18 protein-coding genes and 3 tRNA genes are annotated in these 21,246 nt (G+C 59.8%); 1 reads left to right on the top strand and 20 read right to left on the bottom strand.

Features of this window, described 5'->3' with window-relative positions; all coding sequences use genetic code 11:
* Positions 1-9 precede the first annotated feature (9 nt).
* The 10 genes from cobA to ACNPN0_RS03970 form a co-directional block, all read right to left on the bottom strand.
* Complete coding sequence (cobA, locus tag ACNPN0_RS04015; protein ID WP_434690714.1) at positions 10-789, bottom strand: uroporphyrinogen-III C-methyltransferase; 780 nt, start codon at positions 787-789, stop codon at positions 10-12.
* A complete protein-coding gene (locus ACNPN0_RS04010) occupies positions 782-1,639 on the bottom strand; it encodes an ABC transporter permease subunit (protein WP_434690716.1) in 858 nt (285 codons plus the stop codon). Before ACNPN0_RS04010 ends, cobA begins: the two co-directional genes overlap by 8 nt.
* Positions 1,611-2,354, bottom strand: a complete 744-nt coding sequence (locus ACNPN0_RS04005; RefSeq protein ID WP_434690718.1) for an ATP-binding cassette domain-containing protein — start codon at positions 2,352-2,354, stop codon at positions 1,611-1,613. Before ACNPN0_RS04005 ends, ACNPN0_RS04010 begins: the two co-directional genes overlap by 29 nt.
* Positions 2,354-3,451, bottom strand: coding sequence for an ABC transporter substrate-binding protein (locus ACNPN0_RS04000; RefSeq protein ID WP_434690720.1), 1,098 nt, complete (start codon positions 3,449-3,451; stop codon positions 2,354-2,356). The genes ACNPN0_RS04005 and ACNPN0_RS04000 overlap by 1 nt, the downstream gene beginning before the upstream one ends.
* Entirely contained in the window at positions 3,438-4,733 is a 1,296-nt protein-coding gene (locus ACNPN0_RS03995; RefSeq protein WP_434690722.1) for a GTP-binding protein, read from the bottom strand. Before ACNPN0_RS03995 ends, ACNPN0_RS04000 begins: the two co-directional genes overlap by 14 nt.
* A gap of 1 nt (position 4,734) precedes the next feature.
* Positions 4,735-5,658 (bottom strand): sulfate adenylyltransferase subunit CysD, encoded by a 924-nt coding sequence (cysD, locus tag ACNPN0_RS03990; RefSeq protein ID WP_105658472.1) that lies wholly within the window; start codon positions 5,656-5,658, stop codon positions 4,735-4,737.
* 10 nt (positions 5,659-5,668) lie between these two features.
* Positions 5,669-6,391, bottom strand: coding sequence for a phosphoadenylyl-sulfate reductase (locus tag ACNPN0_RS03985; protein ID WP_105658471.1), 723 nt, complete (start codon positions 6,389-6,391; stop codon positions 5,669-5,671).
* Entirely contained in the window at positions 6,388-8,088 is a 1,701-nt protein-coding gene (locus ACNPN0_RS03980; RefSeq protein ID WP_332594709.1) for a nitrite/sulfite reductase, read from the bottom strand. The genes ACNPN0_RS03985 and ACNPN0_RS03980 overlap by 4 nt, the downstream gene beginning before the upstream one ends.
* A 67-nt stretch (positions 8,089-8,155) precedes the next feature.
* Complete coding sequence (locus ACNPN0_RS03975; RefSeq protein WP_105658469.1) at positions 8,156-8,896, bottom strand: sirohydrochlorin chelatase; 741 nt, start codon at positions 8,894-8,896, stop codon at positions 8,156-8,158.
* Between the two features lie 30 nt (positions 8,897-8,926).
* Positions 8,927-9,691 (bottom strand): SDR family oxidoreductase, encoded by a 765-nt coding sequence (locus ACNPN0_RS03970; protein WP_105658468.1) that lies wholly within the window; start codon positions 9,689-9,691, stop codon positions 8,927-8,929.
* Between the two features lie 459 nt (positions 9,692-10,150).
* Between ACNPN0_RS03970 and valS the strand changes: the two genes are divergently transcribed.
* Positions 10,151-12,772, top strand: a complete 2,622-nt coding sequence (valS, locus tag ACNPN0_RS03965) for a valine--tRNA ligase (protein WP_105658467.1) — start codon at positions 10,151-10,153, stop codon at positions 12,770-12,772.
* Positions 12,773-12,828: 56 nt separating this feature from the next.
* On the opposite strand, the gene ACNPN0_RS03960 is transcribed toward valS, so the two are convergent.
* The 10 genes from ACNPN0_RS03960 to ACNPN0_RS03915 all read right to left on the bottom strand — a co-directional run bounded on the left by ACNPN0_RS03960 (position 12,829) and on the right by ACNPN0_RS03915 (position 20,605).
* The gene (locus tag ACNPN0_RS03960; RefSeq protein ID WP_146112904.1) at positions 12,829-13,023 is read right to left on the bottom strand and encodes a hypothetical protein; all 195 of its coding nucleotides are present in this window, start codon (positions 13,021-13,023) and stop codon (positions 12,829-12,831) included.
* Positions 13,024-13,093: 70 nt separating this feature from the next.
* Positions 13,094-14,101, bottom strand: a complete 1,008-nt coding sequence (locus ACNPN0_RS03955; protein WP_448937281.1) for a trypsin-like serine peptidase — start codon at positions 14,099-14,101, stop codon at positions 13,094-13,096.
* 898 nt (positions 14,102-14,999) lie between these two features.
* Positions 15,000-15,608 (bottom strand): mycothiol-dependent nitroreductase Rv2466c family protein, encoded by a 609-nt coding sequence (locus ACNPN0_RS03950; protein ID WP_105658465.1) that lies wholly within the window; start codon positions 15,606-15,608, stop codon positions 15,000-15,002.
* Between the two features lie 40 nt (positions 15,609-15,648).
* Positions 15,649-16,941 carry an ATP-dependent Clp protease ATP-binding subunit ClpX gene (gene clpX, locus ACNPN0_RS03945; RefSeq protein ID WP_105658464.1) on the bottom strand — a complete coding sequence of 431 codons (1,293 nt, stop codon included), beginning with the start codon at positions 16,939-16,941 and terminating at the stop codon, positions 15,649-15,651.
* Between the two features lie 167 nt (positions 16,942-17,108).
* A complete protein-coding gene (locus tag ACNPN0_RS03940) occupies positions 17,109-17,768 on the bottom strand; it encodes an ATP-dependent Clp protease proteolytic subunit (RefSeq protein WP_105658463.1) in 660 nt (219 codons plus the stop codon).
* A gap of 47 nt (positions 17,769-17,815) precedes the next feature.
* Positions 17,816-18,439, bottom strand: a complete 624-nt coding sequence (locus ACNPN0_RS03935) for an ATP-dependent Clp protease proteolytic subunit (protein ID WP_286134321.1) — start codon at positions 18,437-18,439, stop codon at positions 17,816-17,818.
* 223 nt (positions 18,440-18,662) lie between these two features.
* Positions 18,663-19,994, bottom strand: a complete 1,332-nt coding sequence (tig, locus tag ACNPN0_RS03930; protein ID WP_105658461.1) for a trigger factor — start codon at positions 19,992-19,994, stop codon at positions 18,663-18,665.
* Between the two features lie 87 nt (positions 19,995-20,081).
* Positions 20,082-20,156, bottom strand: a tRNA-Pro gene (locus ACNPN0_RS03925).
* 157 nt (positions 20,157-20,313) lie between these two features.
* A tRNA-Pro gene (locus ACNPN0_RS03920) sits at positions 20,314-20,388 on the bottom strand.
* Between the two features lie 142 nt (positions 20,389-20,530).
* Positions 20,531-20,605: transfer RNA gene (locus ACNPN0_RS03915), tRNA-Pro, on the bottom strand.
* Between the last annotated feature and the right edge of the window lie 641 nt (positions 20,606-21,246).

Below are 21,246 nucleotides of genomic sequence, written 5' to 3'. Positions count from 1 at the left end.
TTCTCTTTCTTAGTCAACGAATGAGGCCGGCGCGGTGGCATCGGCATTCTCTAGCGGCAGGAGGTCTACCAGTTGGTCGGAGGCTTCCGGGGCTAGCCGAACGACGTCACCAATAACGATAACGGCCGGATTCGCCACTGCGGCCTTGCGGGCGCGCTTTACTATCCCTTCTAGCGTACCGATAGTTGTGCGCTGCGTCTGTGAGTAACCTCGCTCAACTATCGCAATCGGTGTACTTGACGGTAAACCACGGGTAAGCAATGTCTCAACAATTTGTGGCAAATTCGATACTCCCATCAGCACCGCAAGGGTGTGATCGGAGCGGATCGGCACGTCCGCGAGTTCGCTGTGGCCACTGACTACGGTAAACCCGGCCGCAATTCCCCGGTGCGTGACGGGAATGCCAGCGGCCATTGGCACGGAGACTGCACTGGTAATGCCCGGAATCACACGCGTAGGGATCCCGTATTTCGCGGCGTGGAGCAGTTCCTCGCCGCCGCGTCCAAGTACAAACGGGTCGCCACCTTTGAGGCGAACTACCCGCTTACCTTCTAAAGCGTACTTGACCAGTAATTCATTGGTTTCATCCTGGGTTTTGACGTGGCAGCCTGGTGACTTGCCCACATCGATGACAACCACATCATCGGAAAGTTCCCCCAGCAACGCGGTAGGTCCCAGCTTGTCGGCCAAAACCACTTCCGCGGCAAGCAGTGCCTTATAGCCGGCGATGGTAATCAGCTCGGGATCCCCCGGTCCACCGCCGATCAGGGTGATATGCCCTTTAGCCATTGTTTTCTCCCGTTCGGGTCATTCCTCGATCGCGCAACAGCTTGCGTTCAATCGGAGCAAAAAATACCAATTCGATCAGCACACCCACCAGCAGGATGGTCAAGATCACCAGCATGACCAACGGCAGGTCTGCCAGATCGCGGCCCCGTTGCAGCAGTGAACCGACACCAAGGGCCAGCGAACCGCCCACCGCAATCAATTCGGCAGCCATCAACGAACGCCAAGCGAAAGCCCAGCCCTGACGCAGTCCGGCTACATACCCTGGCATGGCAGCTGGCAGCTCAATGTGCAGCACATGCTCCCACTTGGAGGCACCGAGCACCTTGGACAAGGACTTGTACTGCGCTGGAATCATGTCGATCCCGGCGAGCAGGCCATTGATGATGGATGGAATCGCGCCGAGCAGCAGAACCGTGTAGATGGTCGCATCGCTCAGGCCAAAAAGAATGATGGCTGCGGGAACCCAGGCAATAGAGGGCAATACCTGCATGGCCGATACCAGTGGCCCCACCCCCTTGCGCAACAGCGGCTGATGCGCCAGCAGCAACGCCAGCGGGGTGGAAATAATCACGGCAATCGCGAACCCGCTCACGGCGCGGAACAACGAATTGCCCACGGCCGCAACCAATGATCCATCTGCCAGCAATTGCGGAAGCTTAGCCGCGACAGCCAGCGGACCGGGGAAAAGGTCTTCGCGCAGTGGGCTTGCCCAGGAAATAATTTGCCACAGGCTCAGAAGCACAACCACAGTGAGCAAGGGGGCAACCCATGAATCGAGCTGGTTGTTCGGGCGTAGCTTGATAACGCGCGCGGGTTTGAACCTAGTTCGAGATTCTGTCAGTGAGCTCATGTTTCCGTTGCTCCTTTCTGAGAATCGTGGTTAGTTCATCGGCCAATGCGGCGGCCTCGGCCGGGTTATTGCGGAGTTCGCCGGTGATCCGGCGAGTCTCCAGGATGCGCCCAGGGTGCGAGGAGAGCACCAGAATGCGGCCGGAGAGGCGAATCGCCTCACGCACATTGTGGGTGACGAAGATGATGGTCTTGCCCGTTTGCCTCCACAAGGCCCGCAACTGCTCATGGAGCATGTCACGCGTGATGGCGTCCAGGGCAGCAAATGGCTCATCCATCAACAGAACCTGGCGGTCCTGAGCCAAAGCCCTGGCCAAAGCTACGCGTTGGCGCATGCCGCCAGAAAGTTCATGCGGCTTCTTGCCGCTTGCATGCCCCAGCTGAACGAGGTTGAGCAGTTCCTCCACGCGTTGCTGGCGTTCCGGAGCTGGCTTCCCCGCGAGCTTGAGCGCCAGGTCAACGTTCTCGCTGGCAGTCAGCCACGGCAGGAGGTTGGCATCCTGGAACATGAATGCCGCGCCGTCTTCAGGTACTTCAAGCCAGCCGGAGCTTGGCGCCAGTAGCCCAGCGATCATGTTGAGCAAGGACGACTTGCCGCAGCCTGAGGCCCCCAAGACAGCGATAAACTCTCCGTCTTCAATTTCTGCACTGAGGCGATCTATGACCAAGCCAGTGCCTGGGTAGCTCACGGAAACTTCATTCAGCCGTACTCCCATTACTTCTCCTGCTGTTCAAGAAAACGCGTATCCACGAGTCCGTCTGCGTTACCGCCAGACCCCACTCCTACGGCTAATGCGTGGTCCACGAGTGACTGGTAGGTTTCAGGCAGGGGGTCCTCGCTGAAGTGCACCTGCTTCAAGGCTTCAGCGATCACTGATTCGTCAAAGGAACTTCCGTTGGCTTCGACCAGAGCTTTCTGCACAGCGCCCAACTTCTGTTTTGCGTCCGCATGATTGAGCCAATCGATGGCTTGGGTATTTGCATCGACCAGCTTCTGCACGGTTTGCGGATGGCTAGCCATGAATTCCTTGGAGACCACCAGAACCGTTGTCGGGAACTTGCCGTCGGGCCAGAGCTCGGCTTCATTCACCAAGCGGTGTCCCCCGTTCTTCCCGACTAGCAATGAAGCGTAGGGCTCCGGAAGCCAAGCGCCATCAATTTCACCGCGGCCGAAAAGCTGTGCGACGGTTCCATTGGAGCTCGGGGTCACCGTGGCGTCCTGCTTCAAGCCCAGGCCCTTCAGGTAGCTGCGCAAGGCAACATCCTGGGTTCCGCCGAATTGCGGGCTGGCCAGATTGCTGCCGGCCAGTTCCTCGGGCTCAGTGATCTTCTTGTCGACAACCAGGCTGGCTCCGCCGTAGGCGACGCCGGACACCACGTTCAACGACTCGCCATCGCTGGACAGGTAGCTGTTCAACGCCGGGTTTGGCCCCAGATACGCGGCGTCGATGGCCCCCGAGTTCAAGGCTTCTACCGCTGCCGGTCCCGCGTTGAATATCTGGCTTTGGACACTGGTACCGTCTTCTTCAAGGTGATCTTGGAGAAGACCTTCGGACTGGGCGATCAAGGCCGGAGCATGGGTGAGGTTGGCGAAATAGCCAATCTTCAGCTCATCTGCCGGTCCGTGATGTGCCGCCTGCGCTGGTGCTTCATTTGGTCCCGGAAGAAACGTCGTCGCCACAGCAACTGCGCTCAATGCTCCGACCGCCGCCAGCCCGAGGAAGCGTCCTCGGAAGCCGGTCTTCTGCCCATGAGCCGTCAGCCGGACCCGGCCTTGGTTTCCTGTTGGCTGGCCAGCATCAGGCTGCTTCATTATTTTCCTCGATGATCCCCGCCGCAAGGGTGCGCCCCGTAGCTGGATCGATCAGCAGGAAGCTTCCGCCAGTGCGCGAGGTGGCGTACTGCTCGATGGCCAACGCTGCCTGGCTGCGCAAGGTGATCCGGCCCAGGTCGTTGAGCTCCAAGGAGTGGGCGGGCTGCTGCGAATAGTCGGCCACGTTGATGACATAGTCGATGGTTGACAGCTTGGCTGCGGCGACCTTGGTACCGTGCTTGATCAGCAGCCGTTGGCCGCTAGTGAGCTTCACTGGATCCAATACGCAGATGTTCGCCTGGAACTCCCGGTGCGCGGTTGGCAGTTCGCCGGCGACGATGGTGTCGCCGCGGGCAATATCCAAGTCGGTCTCCAGCTCGACAACGATGGCGTCGCCGGCCTGGGCGCTGTGCGCGGCACCAGCAGGGGTGCTGATGGCCTTGATCCGGCTGCTCACCGGCTGGCCGTTGGAGAGCACCTGCACGGACTCCCCCACGGCCAAGCTGCCATCAACCAGGGTTCCGGCATATCCGCGGTAGTCGCGGTACGCGTCCGGGTCCAGTCCTGGAGCCAAGGCGCCCTGCGGGCGGATCACGTACTGGACATCCAGACGGGCAGTGCCCCCGCCGAGCCGTGGCTCGATGTCCTCGAGCAGTCCGAGCAAAGTCGGGCCGGCATACCAGTCCGCCGAAGCCGAAGGATCGACGATGTTATCTCCCTGAAGCGCGGAGACCGGGATGACGGTGGTTGACTTCAGGCCGAGTTCTCCGGCGAGCGCGAGTACTTCGGTCTCGATCTGGCTGAAGGCAGCTTCGTCCCAGTCGATCAGGTCCATCTTGTTCACGGCGATGACCAGCTGCGGAACCCGCAGCAAGGCGAGCACGCCAAGGTGGCGCCGCGTCTGCTCCAGCACGCCGTGCCTCGCATCAACCAGCACGATCGCCGCGTCTGCGGTCGACGCGCCGGTGACGGTGTTGCGGGTGTACTGCACGTGTCCGGGGCAATCGGCCAAGATGAAGGACCGCTTGTCGGTGGAGAAGTAGCGGTAGGCCACGTCGATGGTGATGCCCTGCTCGCGTTCGGCGCGCAGCCCGTCGGTGACCAGCGCGAGGTCCAGGGTTCCGGCGCTGCCGCCGAAGCCGCGTTCGGCGCTGGTACGCGCCAGGTCATCGAGCGAATCGGCGAGGATGGCCTTGGCGTCATGGAGCAGGCGGCCCACGAGAGTGGACTTGCCGTCGTCGACCGAACCGGCGGTAGCGATGCGCAATAGTGTGGTGGTCATCTTAGAAGTACCCTTCGGTCTTGCGGTCTTCCATTCCCGCGGCGGAAATACGGTCGTCGGCGCGGGTGGCTCCGCGTTCGGTGATGGTGGCGACGGCCAATTCATCGAGCACCTTCGCCACGGTGTCGGCGGCGGAGAGCACCGCCCCGGTGCAGCTGGCGTCGCCCACGGTGCGGTAGCGCACCTGCTTGACGACGACCGGCTCATCGGCGTTGGGCTGGCTGACGCTGGTCAGTGCCCGCCACATCCCGTCGCGTTCGAAGACCTGGCGGCAGTGCGCGAAGTAGATCGGCGGCAGCTCGATGTTCTCGCGCTGGATGTAGGCCCAGATATCGCGTTCGGTCCAGTTGGAAATCGGGAAGGCGCGCACATGCCAATCCGGCTCGTGCCGCCCGTTGTACAGGCTCCAGATTTCCGGGCGCTGGTTGCGCGGATCCCAGACGCCGAACTCGTCGCGCAGGGACAGGATGCGCTCCTTGGCGCGGGCCTTGTCCTCATCGCGGCGCGCCCCGCCGAAGACCACGTCGAAGCCGTTGGATTCGATGGTGTCCAGCAGGACCCGGGTCTGCAGGCGGTTGCGGGTGCCGTCGGGCAGCTCGGCCAGCTCTCCGCGGTCGATGTACTCCTGCACGGAGCCGACGACGAGGTTCAGCCCGTACTTTTCCACGACCGCGTCGCGGAAGTTGAGCACCTCGGCGAAGTTGTGGCCGGTGTCGATGTGCACGACGGGGATGGGCACGCGGCCCGGGGAGACGGCCTTGGCCAGCAGGTGCAGGACGACTACGGAGTCCTTGCCGCCGGAGAACAGCAGTCCGGGCTTGTCGAATTCGGCGAGCACTTCGCGGATGATGTGGATTGATTCGGCTTCCAGGGCGTCCAGGACGCTGCGCTGGGTGCCTGCGGGCGCGTTAGCGGTGATGGTCATGATTCGCTCCTTAGACGTGGATTCCGCATTCGGTTTTATTCAGCCCGGCCCAGCGGCCAGCCCGCGGGTCCTCGCCCTCGGCTACCGGCCGGGTGCAAGGCTGGCATCCGATGGACGGGTAGCCGTTGGACAGCAGCAGGTTCACGGGTACTTGGTGCCCGGTGGCGTAGTCGATCAGCTGATCGAAGCTCCAGGGCGCCACGGGATTGAATTTGACCAGTCCGTGCTTCTCGTCGAAAGCGACCAGGGGCGTGTTGATGCGGGTCTCAGCTTCGTCACGGCGTACCCCGGTGAACCACGCGCTGTATCCGGACAGGGATCTGGCCAGCGGGTCCATCTTGCGCAGCTGGCAGCAGGCGGCCGGATCCCGGGAGAACAGGTCCTTGCCGAACTTCGCATCCTGTTCGGCCACGGTCAAGGCAGGCAGCACGTCGACGATGTTCACGTCCAGCGTGCGAGCCACTTCGTCGCGGGTTCCGTGGGTTTCGGCAAAGTGGTATCCGGTTTCCAGGAACAGCACATCGACCTTGGGCAGCTGCGCGCAGACCAGGTGCGGCAGCACGGCATCGGCCATCGAGCAGGCCACCGCTACCTCGTCGGCGTCGAGGTGCTCAGCTGCGAAAGCGACGACCTGGTCCGCTGTGGCATCCCAGCCCAGCTCGGCGGCGCCCAGCTTGGCGATGCGCCGCAGTTCAGCCTCGCTGCGGGTACGTACTGGGGTCGGCTTGCTCATTTCAGCTCATCCTCTTCAGCTCGGTGGGCCCAGGCAGCGAAGGATTCCCCTTCGGCAGCCGAGGCCGAGTAGTTCTTCACTACCCGCTCCACGTATTCGGGCAATTCATCAGCCGCGACCTTGAGCCCGCGCACCGTGCGCCCCAGGGCGGCTTCGCCATTTTCGAAACCGGCCAGGGTGCCACCGAGGTGAACCTGGAATCCGGAGACCTGTTCACCCTGGTCGTTGGTAATCAGCTGCCCCTTGAATCCGAGGTCCGCGGTTTGGATGCGGGCGCAGGAGTTCGGGCAGCCGTTGACGTGCAGAGACAGCTGGCGAGGCAGCTTGCCCTCGTGGTCGGCCAGGCGATCCTCGATTTTTGCTACCGCGTCAATCATGGTGTCTTTGGTGTCCACAATGGCCAGCTTGCAGAATTCGATACCGGTGCAGGCAATGGCCGAACGCTTGAACAAGCTGGGGAATGCCTCCAGGCCCAGGGCGCGGGCCGAAGCGACGAAGTCCTGCACCTGCTCTTCGGCGATGTCCAGGGCGATGATCTTCTGGTGCGGGGTGGTGCGCAGCCGGGTGGATCCATGGGCTTCGGCCAAATCGGCAAGGCCGGTCAGCGCTGTACCGGATACGCGGCCAGCCGGAGCGGTCAACCCGATGTAGAACTTGCCGTCCTTCTGCTCGTTGACTCCGCTGTGGTCTCCTGCTTCGGTGGGCTGCTCCGGCAACGGGCCGTCGGGCAGCTCGTAGCCCAGGTACTCATCTTGCAGCACATGGCGCATTTTTTCCGTGCCCCATTCGGCCAGCAGGAACTTCAGGCGTGCGCGGTTGCGCAAGCGGCGGTATCCGTAGTCCCGGAAGATGGAAACTACGCCTTCCCAGACATCCGGTGCCTGCTCTTCGGTCACGAAGGCGCCGAGGCGTTCGCCCAGGCGGGGGTTTGCCGACAGCCCGCCGCCAACCCACAGGTCGTATCCGGGGCCGAGCTGCGGGTGGACGGTGCCGATCAAGGCGATGTCGTTGATTTCGTGGACGACATCCTGGCTTGGGTGGCCGGTGATGGCGGTCTTGAATTTGCGCGGGAGGTTCGCGAATTCCGGCTTGCCGATGTAGCGGCGGGAAATTTCGGCGATCACCGGGCTGGGATCGATGATCTCGTCCTTGCTGATGCCTGCCACCGGAGAGCCGAGGATGACACGGGGCACGTCGCCGCAGGCCTCGGTGGTGTGCAGGCCGACGGCTTCCAGCCGCTGCCAGATCTCCGGGACATCGACGACGTCGATCCAGTGCAGCTGGACGTTCTGGCGATCTGTCAGGTCGGCGGTGTCGCGGGCGAAGTCGGTGGAGATCTGGCCGATGACGCGCAGCTGCTCGGTGGTCAGGGCGCCGCCGTCGATGCGCACGCGCAGCATGAAGTAGCGGTCTTCAAGTTCTTCTGGGCTCAGCGTCGCCGTCTTGCCGCCGGGGATCCCCTGGGCACGCTGGGTGTAGAGGCCCCACCAGCGGAAGCGGCCGTGCAGATCCTCGGGTTCAATGGAATCGAAGCCCTGCTTCGAGTAGATTTCCTCAATGCGCTGGCGCACGTTCAGGCCGTTGTCGGCGGCCTTCATCTCTTCGTTGGCATTCAACGGGGCAGGGCCGTCGATTTTCCATTGGCCGTTGGGTTTTGCCGCTCTTGTGGAGCGAACTGGTGTGGTTGTCTGCGTCATGTCCACCAGCGTAGGAACTGCCCCCAGGAGGTCGGCAACCTGCCGGTGTCACATGGCTACGCGTTGCCTAACGAGTTAGGACTTCGTCATCTGGAGACATGAAAAGCTCCTCTTCGAGCGCCTTTTGCAGTCGCACAAGGAAACATTGAGCAATCATTACGTCAGGAAGCAGGGGGCTTGTCACCACGCCTGCCCCCGTGCTAGCCAGCTTCTGCTGGAAGAATCCGTCGGCGAGCAGCGAGCTGAGCACGAGCACTGGACGCGCGGCAGCATTTCCCACGACGTCAGCGATCCGCGGCTGGGCCCCTGCGCAGTAGCCCACCTGCACTTCGCGCTCCAATAGGACAGCGAGCTGCTCGGCGAGATTCTTGACCTGGTTTTGGCCGACTTCCAATCTCGTGCCCGCCGCCGCCAAGACAACGAGCGGGTCGTTGGCCAGGTGCCCTGCGGCGCGTTGCGCCAGGACTTGGGCCAGCTCCGGCAGCGGACCCAATGGCAGGGCGGCGGAGGTTCCCGCGCGCGAGGCGACCGCCTGCGCAATGTCGTGCGTCGTATGAACGCCGTCGGAGACCAGCAGCGGCAAGACCACTGCCGGCTCGCCTTCAGGCAAACCGGCGATAACCGTTTCAAGCCGGGGCTCTTGGACATCCACATAGGCTTCGTGCCAGACAAGCTGCACCGGGAATCGCTCTTCGCTCCGCCGTTCCAGGTCGGCACGCAGATCATGGATTAGTTGCTGCCCGTTGGCGTTGTCCGTGCCGTGGGATGTTGCGACAACATGTATCTTCTGCTGGGTCGCTTGACTCATGAATTGATCCTCACCGATGTTGTTGGGCGCCTATTTGGCGCTGCGCACTAGCTTGTGGTTGGCGGCCTGCGCCTGCGGGCGGATGACAATTTCATCCAGATTCACGTGGGCCGGGGCGCTGACCGCATAGCGGATGACTTCGGCAACGTCTTCACCGGTCAAGGGATTCTCCACACCGGCGTAGACGTTGTCGGCGGCGCTCTGGCTTCCCAGACGACGGAGCGCGAACTCTTCTGTCTGCACCAGGCCGGGCAGGATCTCGATTACCCGCAGCCCGTTCTCGACTTCTTCAAGACGAAGCGCCTGGGTCATGGCACGTTCAGCGGCCTTTGCCGCGTTGTAGCCGCTGCCGCCTTCGTAGCTGGCCAGTGCGGCGGTGGAGGTAACGTTCAAGACGGTGCCTCGCGCCTCGCGAAGCTGGGGCAGCAGTGCACGGGTCAAGCGCATGGTTCCCATGACATTGGCTTGCCACATGAAGTCCCAGTTGTCATCGACCGCGTCGGCCCAGGTTTCGGTTCCACGCGCACCGCCGGCGCAATTGACCAGCGTATCTGCGCCGCCATGCGCGGTGACCGTTTCTACCAGTGCGTCGACATCTGCCTGCACGCTGACATCTGCTGGCACCGCGATCGCACCGCATTCAGCGGCGAGCTTTTCCAAGCGGTCGGCCCGGCGGGCTACTGCGAAGACGGTCCATCCTTGTGCGCGCAACGCACGGACTGTTGCCTGGCCAATTCCGCTGGAAGCTCCGGTAACAACGGCCGAACGGGAAGAAGTCTTATCTGTAATTGTCATACGTCAACTGTAGAACCAGATCATTACCAGTTGGTAAGGCATGAATTTCTCTTACATTTCATGCGGCAAGATTTTCTTCCGGGCCAGGGCCTGGAATCCAGGGCGGCGAGCGTCGGCGGTGCCGCCAGGGCCATGGCCGATGCTGTCCCGCCTGCGCCTACTGCGCGGCGGTAACGTGCAGCTGGCGCGGCTGCCGGAGGAATGCAATCGGAGGGAATATCTTGCGTAAGCGGAGCCATGCAGGAATGCGCCAACGCCAGACGGCGCTGCTATGCCCGGGTGCACCGTGCCGCTGGTGCGGGCGACAAGGCGATTCGGCGTTCGCGGCAGGACGGCTGAGCCAAGGGCCGCCGGTCCGGCACAGGCTTTTGATCCAGCTGGTCCCGGCTGGACAGCGGCGTGGTGCAAGCCATGGGCAACAATGACTGTGCGCCGGGCAAAACATGGAAGAATAGACGTATGGCAGAAGAAAACTTGGGCACAGACACGCCCGCAACGGTTTCCGTTCCTGACAAGCCCGCTTTGGAAGGCTTGGAAGAACGTCTTTCGTCCCGGTGGCGCACCGAGGGCACCTATCACTTCAATGAGGACACGACTCGCGAAGCCGTGTACTCCATCGACACTCCCCCGCCAACCGCTTCGGGTTCGCTGCACGTAGGACACATGTTCTCGTACACGCAGACCGACGTGTTGGCTCGCTACCAGCGCATGATCGGCAAGAACGTGTTCTACCCACTTGGTTGGGATGACAACGGCTTGCCTACCGAGCGCCGCGTGCAGAACTACTTCGGCGTCCGTTGCGACCCGACCAAGCCGTACATCGAGGGCTACCGTCCACCGGAAAAGCCTGCGAAGAACCAGCGCGACTGGGATGTCATCAGCCGCAAGAACTTCATCGAGATCTGTGAAGAGCTGGCGGTCGAAGACGAAAAGGTCTTCGAGCAGCTGTTCACCACCCTGGGCCTTTCGGTGGACTGGCGCATGACCTACCGCACGATCGACGACAATTCGCGTGCAACTTCGCAGCGCGCCTTCCTGGACAACCTGGCAAAGGGCGACGCCTACATGGCTGAAGCTCCAACCCTGTGGGACGTGACCTTCCGTACCGCAGTGGCCCAGGCCGAACTCGAAGACCGGGAAATGCCCGGCGCCTACTACCGTTATGCATTCGACGCTGAAAACGGCGAGCAGGTCTTCATCGAGACCACCCGCCCGGAACTGCTCGCTGCTTGCGCCGCGCTAGTGGCCCACCCGGATGACGAGCGCTACCAGCACTTGTTCGGCAAGACCGTGACCTCGCCGATCTTCGGAGTTCCCGTCACCGTCCACCCGCACCCATTGGCCCAGGCCGACAAGGGTTCTGGCATTGCCATGGTGTGCACGTTTGGCGACTTGACCGACGTGACCTGGTGGCGCGAACTGCAGCTGCCAACCCGTCCGATCATTGGACGCGACGGCCGCATCCTTGCAGACACCCCCGAGTGGATCACCACCGAGGCCGGCAAGGAAGCGTACGCCCAGATTTCGGCAAAGACCGTGTTCTCCGCCAAGGAAACCGTCGTCGAGATGCTTTCCGACGCGGGCCTGCTTGATGGCGAGCCGAAGAAGATTTCCCGTCCGGTGAACTTCTTCGAAAAGGGCGACAAGCCGCTGGAAATCGTGACCTCGCGCCAGTGGTACATCCGCAACGGCGGCCGTGATGAAGAACGCCGCAACCAGATGATCGCACGCGGCCAGGAAATTGATTTCCACCCGTCGTTCATGCGCTCGCGCTACGAAAACTGGGTTTCGGGCCTGAACGGCGACTGGCTCGTTTCCCGCCAGCGCTTCTTCGGCGTACCAGTGCCAGTGTGGTACCAGGTCAACGAGCACGGCGAACCGAACTACGATGCGCCGCTGTTGCCGACCATCGACCAGCTTCCGGTTGACCCGGCAGCAGACGCGCCGACCGGCTACACCGAGGACCAGCGCGGCTCCGCTAACGGCTTCATTGGCGATGCCGATGTCCTGGACACCTGGGCAACCAGCTCGCTGACCCCGCAAATCGCTGGCCGTTGGGGCCGTGACGACGAGTTCTTCTCGAAGGTCTACCCCTTCGACCTGCGCCCGCAGGGCCACGACATCATCCGTACTTGGCTGTTCTCCACCGCGGTTCGCGCAGATTCCCTGCACGGCAACGCTCCGTGGAAGCACGCTGCGATTTCGGGCTGGATCCTGGATCCGGACCGCAAGAAGATGTCCAAGTCCAAGGGCAACGTGGTTGTACCTAACGAAGTCCTGGATAAGTTCGGCGCGGACGCCGTACGCTACTGGGCGGCCAGTGCCAAGCTGGGTGCCGATACCGCGTATGAAATCAACCAGATGAAGATCGGCCGCCGCCTGGCCATCAAGATCCTCAACGCCTCGAAGTTCGTGCTGAACTTGGGCGCGACCGACGCCAACGTCTTGACCGATGACGCTTCGGTAGTCACCAACGGGCTGGATCGTTCGCTGCTCGCTCGCCTGTCGACCGTTATCGAAGACGCCCAGCGCGCTTTCGACAACTACGACTATGCTCGCGCGCTGGATATCACCGAGTCGTTCTTCTGGTCGTTCACCGACGACTACGTCGAATTGGTCAAGGACCGCGCCTACGGCGGCCACGGCGAAGCCGAGCAGGCGTCGGTTCTGGCTACCCTGGCCACCACCCTTGATTCCGTGCTGCGGCTGTTCGCGCCATTCCTGCCATTCGCTACCGAAGAGGTTTGGGGTTGGTGGCGCACCGGGTCGGTGCACCTGACCCAGTGGCCAAGCACCGGGCACTTGTCCGCTGCAGTGGAGGGCTCCGACCCGGCGGTACTGCCACTGGTTGGCGTCGCTCTCTCGGGCATCCGCAAGGCCAAGTCCGATGCGAAGGTCAAGCAGCGTACCGAAGTGCTCTCGGGCGAGATCCACGCTCCAGCGTCTCAGGTTGCGCAGCTCAAGGCAGGATTCGAGGACTTGAAGTCCGCGGCGAACGCCCGTGAGCTGACCCTGGTTGAAGCCGACGGTGAAATGACTGTCACCAACGTTGAATTGGCTCCGGCTGAAGAAACCGAATAGCAGTTGAACCAGAAAAACCGGTTGCCATCCCGTCATCGGGATGGCAACCGGTTTTGCTATTTCTGCCCTTGCTCCTCCCCCGCATCAGGGTCATCCGTCTCGGGTGGAGACTGGACGGTTTTCTCCATGGGCCGAGCCGCGCGTCGACGTTCGCCGGTGAAGTGTTCCAGTTGGTCTTCCGCGCTGGACTCAAGACGATGCTTCTGGACCGAGTCTTCTGACCCGGCAGCTGGCGAATTTCCGTCGGTCATCTTCTCTTCCCATCTACTTGCAGCCAGCAGCTGGATCCCCATCGATGTCCAGCTGCTGGGTTATTAGTGCTTAGTTCTGCGCGCTCTGGTATGCCTGCTGGATCACCGAGCCCCAGTACGGTCCGAACATGGTGTCGCGCACCGAGCTGTAGCCGAAGCTGTTCACAGAGTTCTGGTAGCCGTTAGATCCACTCCCCAGGAACCATGGGCCACCGGACGAGCCGCCGGTCATGTTGCATGGAATGCCTTGGGACTGGGACTGGCCAAACGGATCGTCGCTGGAGTATCCGCTGCACGATTGCAAGGTCTCGCCGTTGAATGGCGAAGCAGCTGGGTAGCCGTAAGCAGTGTAGTACTCTCCGCGCGCCTGGTTGAAGGCGACCCCCGAAGCGCCAACAGCATCAGTCAAGGACGCACCACCGCTGGAGCTGACCACGGCGAAGCCTGTGTCATAGGTGATGTCCCCGCCATTTGACCATTCAGTTGGTGCCACCAGCTCGGTCGCTGCGAAGGAACCGTAGGGTGCTTTGCCGTTTTCATAGGCTGGAACGAAGACCCAACGGGTTGCGAATGAACCGGGTCCTTCATTCAGGCAGTGGCCAGCGGTGGAGACCGTCGACTCGTTGGCGGAGACGACAGCGTTGCCAGAGCACACGTAGTCTGATCCGCCGAGAGTGAAGAACACCTTGCCGATGTGCGAAACCGGTGTTTCCTGGGTAGCGCGAGTCTTGCCACCCTTCGTTTGGGCCTGCTTTCCGGCTGCCGCCTGCGCGCCATGACCGGCGACCTTGGCCGGCTTGCCGGCTTCAACCTTGGCAGCCGAACCCGACTTGCCAGCTACGAGTGAATCTGCGTTCTTTGCGGCTTTCATCCGATCCGCGGTCCAGTAGGATACCGCTGCGTCAGCCTTCTGTTCCGAGATCGTGATTGACTCGACGTCGCCACCAGTGGTCGTCGGCGTTGCCGAGGCCATCGGTGCCACGCCGAGCATCAGCGCGCCTGCAAGAACCGCGGCGCTTGCAAGCTTGTGGCGCCCCTTGCCCTTGGATGAATCCGTAATTAGAGAACGAATCTGCACGATTTAACTCCTTGTCCAGTGGCTTCTTTGCCACTATCGATGGGGGTGCTGTTGCACTCGTGGGAAACAGTCAAACACACACTTCAAGCATTTTCTACAGGAATATTTTCCTCCGCCCGCCGCGTCACCGACCTGCAACGGCCACCAAGTTGTGAAGCGAAATAGTTTTGAAACAGATACTTTCAATCGATTCCCCGGCGCCACGACTCCCCTTCGAATGAGCCCGTGCATTTCTGGTGATTTCAAACCAGCCCCTGAATACCAGTGAGCCGAATCACACGCCCAGAGTCCGGCCTTGCCGCGCGAGACCGGAGAAGCGTGTCTGAATATATGAAATAGAAGCTTCGGTAACAGATACTTTCCCGGCTCCGCGATGTCTGCCCTGTAGGAAAAAATATGCATTAATTAGGCTTTAAAATTGGACTTATTCGACACCCAATAGAGCCGGTTGCCGATGCCGACGGCCTACCTCCACGACTTGCCTTGCAATCCGATGACGCCTGCGCACTCTGCAAAGGCAGCTTGAACTGTCCGCCCGCCGCGCGCCGTTGCCCTGGATTGATGAGTCATCATCCGAGCCTAAGAAACGGAGGTTCGAACGACGCACCAATTGGACTGCGGAACCGTCCCTGGCCAATATGAACCGCGTGCTCCGCGATCCGACGAGAAGGTGAAGCACCGGTGCAACGAATGGCGGATGCACAGAATACTGGTCCGGCCCATGCGGATCGGCGCCTTGATGGCGCACCTTCCTCCGTCGGCGGATAGCCAATCGTCCCGTGGATTAGTGGCATCGGAGGGCGAACACCCGGCCCTCCATGCCAAGCGCCTTCACTGATTAAAAACCAAGGACGCTGCCTCGCAATGAGACAACGTCCTTGGAACAGAAAATTCCCGCTTAGTCGAAAACCGGGCTTTCGGTACGAGTGCGCTTCATTTCGAAGAAGTACGGGAAGGATGCGAGCTGCGCCGCAGCGTCAAACATCTTTCCTGCATCTTCCCCAGTTGGAATACGGGTAATGACCGGACCGAAGAAAGCAACGCCATCAACGGCGACGATTGGCGTGCCTACATCCTGCCCCACCAAGTTGATGCCTGCCTCGTGGCTCGAGCGCAGCACGTCATCGTTGGCATCGGTATTCGCAGCTTCAGCGAGTTCCGCCGGCAATCCCGCCTTCTTCAGCGCCTTGGCGATGACTTCATCACGATCTTCGATCTTCTCGTAATGGAATAGTTCACCCATGGCGGTGTACAAGCTGTCCTTGACTCCCTCGCCGTGTTCCTGGGCAGCACGCGTGACCACCCGCACCGGCCCCCATGAGATGTCCATCTTGGCGCGGTAGTCAGCTGGAAGGTCGCGGCCTTCGTTAAGCATCGAGAGGCTCATGACGTTCCAGTTCACGTCGATGTCGCGGACCTTCTCCACTTCCTTGATCCAGCGGCTCGTCGCCCAAGCGAACGGGCAGATTGGATCGAACCAAAAATCTACTTGCTGACGTTCAGCCATGAACTACCAACTTTCTTCCGAAGAGAATTTTTGAATACGGCTAGGCGGACTTCATATCGCGCTTGGCCACCATCGCGTGAGAGAGCAACGTGGGATCTTCACGGTCAATGACGGTTGCCCGAGTAATGACCACCTCGGCAACATCGTCGCGGCTTGGAAGGTCGAACATTACGCCGCCAAGGGTTTCCTCAAGAATCGACCGCAAACCACGCGCGCCGGTCTCACGCGCAATAGCCTGTTCTGCGATTGCTTCCAGTGCCGACTGGTCGAAGCTCAAAGCTACGCCATCCATCTGGAACATCTTCTGGTACTGCTTGAGAAGTGCGTTCTTTGGTTCGGTCAGTACGCGCACTAGCGCGTCCTTATCCAGATGCTCCACCGTGGTGATCACCGGCAGGCGACCAATGAATTCTGGAATCAGGCCGAACTTGAGCAAGTCTTCCGGCCGAACATCCGAGTAGGAAGCGGTCTCCGACTTCAGCGCTTTCAGCGGAGCACCGAAACCGATGCCTTTCTGCCCTGCCCGCGAAGAAATAATTTCTTCCAGTCCGGCAAAGGCGCCGGCAACGATGAACAGGATATTGGTGGTGTCGAGCTGAATGAAATCCTGGTGAGGGTGCTTGCGGCCACCCTGGGGCGGCACCGCAGCGACAGTGCCTTCAAGGATCTTCAGAAGCGCCTGCTGGACGCCTTCACCGGAAACGTCCCGGGTGATCGAAGGGTTCTCGCTCTTGCGGGAAATCTTGTCGATCTCGTCAATATAGATGATGCCGGTCTCGGCCTTCTTGACGTCATAGTCGGCAGCTTGAAGCAGCTTGAGAAGAATATTTTCCACATCTTCACCCACGTAGCCTGCTTCAGTCAGGCTTGTAGCGTCGGCGACAGCGAAAGGAACATTCAGCTTCTTCGCCAGCGACTGCGCCAGGTACGTCTTACCGCATCCGGTAGGACCAATAAGCATGATGTTGGACTTCGAGACTTCCACATCATCCAGCGGGTCATCGTTAGTCAGCGCCGCAACAGGACCGTGGTCCTGGTTGCCGTGGATACGCTTGTAGTGGTTATAGACAGCGACCGAGAGAGCACGCTTGGCGTTCTCCTGGCCGATGACGTATTCCTGCAACGAGTTGAAGATCTCGCGTGGCTTAGCCAAGGAGAACTCTTCGTGCACCTGCTCTTCGGCGAACTCTTCAGCGATGATTTCGTTGCAGAGTTCGATGCATTCAGTACAAATGTAGACACCATGGCCTGCAATTAGCTTCTTAACCTGCTTCTGGCTCTTCCCGCAGAAAGAGCATTTCAACAGATCCGAGCCTTCACCCATGCGTCCCATCGCACCATTCTCCCGTTTACTTGAGTAGCTGTGGACTTACTCAATTCTAGGCTAGTAGTCCCCCAAATTAGATGAATATGGCGGTTTACCTGTGTTGTGCCGTCTGCCTTTGGACAGACCAGCAACTAGGTAAACCGCCATTCATCATGGATTATTCCAAGTATGCGCTAGCTTCCCAGCTGAGCACGGTTCAGCTTACGAGGAGTCAATACCTCGTCTACGATGCCGTACACCTTGGCTTCGCTAGCAGTCATGAACAAGTCACGCTCCACGTCGCCGCGCACCTTCTCAACGTCCTGGCCGGAGTGGGAGGCAATGGTCTCTTCCAGCCAGCTGCGCATGCGCATAACTTCCTCGGCCTGGATCTGCAGGTCAGTCGCGGTGCCGCGTTCGCCGCCACCCATTGCTGGCTGGTGGATCAATACGCGCGCGTTAGGCAGGGCCAAACGCTTGCCCGGGGTACCAGCTGCGAGCAGTACTGCTGCTGCGGACGCCGCCTGGCCAAGGCACACGGTCTGGACCTCTGGGCGGATGAACTGAATCGTGTCGTAGATTGCAGTCATCGCGGTGAAGGAACCACCTGGCGAATTGATGTACAGGGTAACGTCGCGCTCAGGGTCCATGGATTCCAGGACCAGCAGCTGGGCCATCACGTCATCGGCCGATGCGTCATCAACCTGGGCGCCGAGGAAGATGATGCGATCTTCGAATAGCTTTGCGTATGGGTCCTGGCGCTTGAAGCCGTATGGGGTGCGCTCTTCGAACTGTGGCAGGATGTAGCGGGCCGACGGCATCTGACCGCTAACGGCTTCCGGATTGAAGTTCATGGTTTTCTCCTAGGACAAATCTTTGGGTATCAAGCGATGCGGTGCGACTATTTGTTGTCGTCGCCTACGAAACCGTTGACCGAGCCTGCGTGGGTTGCGATCTGATCGAAGAAGCCGTACTTCAAGCCATCTTCTGCGGTGAACCACTTATCACGCTGGTTGTCGATGAGGATCTGCTCCACGGTCTGACCGGTCTGTTCTGCAGTCAACTCGCTCATGACCTTCTTCATGTGCATGATCAGTTCAGCCTGGATCTTGATATCCGAGGCGGTACCGCCGATGCCGCCCGATGGCTGGTGCATCAGGATGCGGGCGTTCGGCGTAGCGAAACGCTTGCCCGGGGTGCCCGAGGACAGCAGGAACTGGCCCATCGATGCGGCCAGACCGGTTGCTACGGTCACGACGTCATTCGGGATGAAGTTCATGGTGTCGTAGATGGCCATGCCAGCGGTGATCGATCCACCTGGCGAGTTGATGTACAGGTAGATGTCCTTCTCAGGATCCTCTGCCGAGAGCAGCAGCAACTGCGAGCAAATGGCATTCGCATTGTCGTCGCGGACGTCGGAGCCCAGCCAGATGATGCGCTCCTTGAGCAGGCGGTTGTAGATGTAGTCATCACGGCCGGCCGGCTCTGCGGCTGCCATAGTGGGAGTGCGCGAATCATTTGACATGTTCTCTACCTCTTCCAAACGTGTAGATCAGTTTCTGGAATCTCTGTTTCTAATCCCATAGCTACAACTGGTTACTTTGAGATTACTTACTTCAAGCCATTCTTGGGCCGTTTCATGCCCCTGTTTCGCTCACGGCGCATGATGCACGCCCGCAGCGAACAAAAATGGCCATCGGCGGCTTGTTTTGAACAAGCGGCCGATGGCCATCAGAGTTTAGTGAAGACTACTTGGCCTCTTCGGCCTCAACCTCAGCAGCTTCTTCTTCACCGGCTGGCTTGACGAAGGAGGTCAGGTCAACTGCGGCACCGTTGGAATCGGTAACCTTAGCGAACTCGAGAACCTTTGCAAGTGCCTTGCGGCGGCGAACTTCGCCCATGAGCATTGGAACCTGGCCTGCGCCGTCCAGCATCTGTGCAAACTGGTTTGGCTCCATGCCGTACTGGCCTGCGGTCTGAACGATGTAGTCGATCAGCTCGGACTGCTCGACGCCAACTTCTTCAGCATCTGCAACAGCGTCGAGGATGATCTCGTTCTTGAAAGCACGCTCGGTGTTCTCGCGAACCTCTGCGCGGTGCTCTTCGGTGTCGTGGTCTGCTTCAGCGTCTGGTGCGTTGAAGTGCTGCTCGATCTGCTCATCGATAACCGATGCAGGAACAGGAACCTCAACCAGTTCAACCAGCTTGTCCAGAACCAGCTCGCGAGCCTCTACGCCCTGCTCGACAACCTTGCCCTCTGCAGCGTCCTTCGACAGGTTCTCGCGCAGCTCGGCGATGGTGTCGAATTCCGAAGCCAGCTGAGCGAAGTCATCGTTAGCTTCTGGCAGTTCGCGCTGCTTCACAGCGTTGACGACAACCTTGACGGTTGCGGTCTTGCCGGCGTGCTCGCCGCCAGCCAGGGTGGTCTCGAAGGTTGCGTCTTCGCCGGCAGACAGGCCGGTAACAGCCTCGTCCATGCCCTCAAGCATGTTGCCGGAACCGATCTGGTAGGACAGGCCCTGTGCGGAGTCGACTTCTTCGCCTTCTACAGCAGCGGTCAGGTCGATGGTCACGAAGGAGTCTGCAGCTGCTGGAGCTTCAACTTCCTTCAGGGTGCCGAAGCGGCCGCGCAGATCGTCGAGAGCCTTCTCGATGTCCTCGTCAGCAACTTCCTTGGCCTCAACAGAAACTTCGATGCCCTTGTAGTCCGGAAGTTCAACCTTCGGACGTACGTCTACCTCGAGGGTGAAGACCAGCTGGCCTTCGCCTTCCTTTTCGAGGGATGGCAATTCGGTGATGTCTACCTCTGGGCGGGACAGCGGGGTGAGTTCGTTCTCAACCATTGCCTTCTGGTAGTACTCGTTCAGACCTTCGTTGACGGCAGTCTCGATGACATGGCCGCGACCGACGCGCTGGTCGATCATCTTTGCAGGAACTTTGCCCTTGCGGAAGCCTGGGATCTGAATCTGCTGAGCGATGGTCTTGTACGCCTCATCGACGCGGGGCTTCAGTTCCTCGTAAGGAACTTCAACGGTCAGCTTAACCCGGGTCGGGTTGACGTTTTCGACGGCGCTCTTCACAGCGTTGTACTCCTGAGTTGTCTAATATTAGGTCTAATCTGCAAAAAACCCCGCAACATGGTGGCGTTGCGGGGTTGTTCGACAGAGTCGGGGTGACAGGATTCGAACCTGCGACCTCACGCTCCCAAAGCGCGCGCTCTAGCCAAGCTGAGCTACACCCCGATTAGCAGTGAACAGTCTAACCCGAGTTATCCTGTATCCACTAATCGTTTGTGATGCTTACTAGTTACTTTTTACGGTTCTTAGTGATCACAAGATCTAAATTATATTTAGCTCTCAAATTTCACGAGCTGAATCCGAAGATTTTTCACTCGTAAAGTCGGGGTGACAGGATTCGAACCTGCGACCTCACGCTCCCAAAGCGCGCGCTCTAGCCAAGCTGAGCTACACCCCGATTAGCCAGGAAGCCGCATCAAGCGATGCTTTGCTCCAACTAACCGTTTTGCTTGAATACCGAGAATTTTTCAATTTCCGCCACTCACGAGGACTGATCTCTCAGTTCTCAATTCTACGGCTGAATTGCTTCAGCCATAAAGTCGGGGTGACAGGATTCGAACCTGCGACCTCACGCTCCCAAAGCGCGCGCTCTAGCCAAGCTGAGCTACACCCCGGTAAAGTTCCGAAGAAAGCTTGTTTCATCTGGACTAACCGTTTTGCAATCGGTCCGGGAATGTTTTGTTTCCCGTGCTGATCACAAGAAACTAAGTTACACGGGTTCGAACCAAAAGCAAAATCGAGGATTTTGCATGTTGCAGAAAGACATCCGCATGATTTAGCGGTTTTCCTCGTTTCACAAGCCAGAATTTAGCCAAAACTCGCTTTTTCGTGAGTTGAATTACAGGTGGATTTTCGAACGACCGCAACACCAGTGCCGCCGGCCGACTGGAAGACAAGAACCACCCATTCTCCTTTGAAGCATTGACTGGGACCCAGATGCGGCCGATTATTTTTTCCAGGTGTTCAAGCAGCGACTGTTGCTTTGCTCGGCGACCCGGCACATAATCCGTGGCTGCTGGACTGAACCCCGGTCGAAACCAAGCGTCACGCTTGCAAACCTGACGCCATGCCAACAGCTCCCAGGCAGGCGTGAGGAGGGTGCGAGTTTGGGGCTATAGGCAATAAAGTGTGTCTGAAAACCTGATCCTGCCCCGGAAAGCCGGGGCAAGATCAAGGTTCACATGGGTATTGAATCCATAAGTGTGAAGCTTACTGGACAATCCCATACTTGTATTATCTGTCATTCCCGACTGAA

The sequence above is a fragment of the Glutamicibacter sp. AGC84 genome, from assembly GCF_053543575.1.
This window is presented reverse-complemented; position numbering and strand designations above follow the sequence as displayed.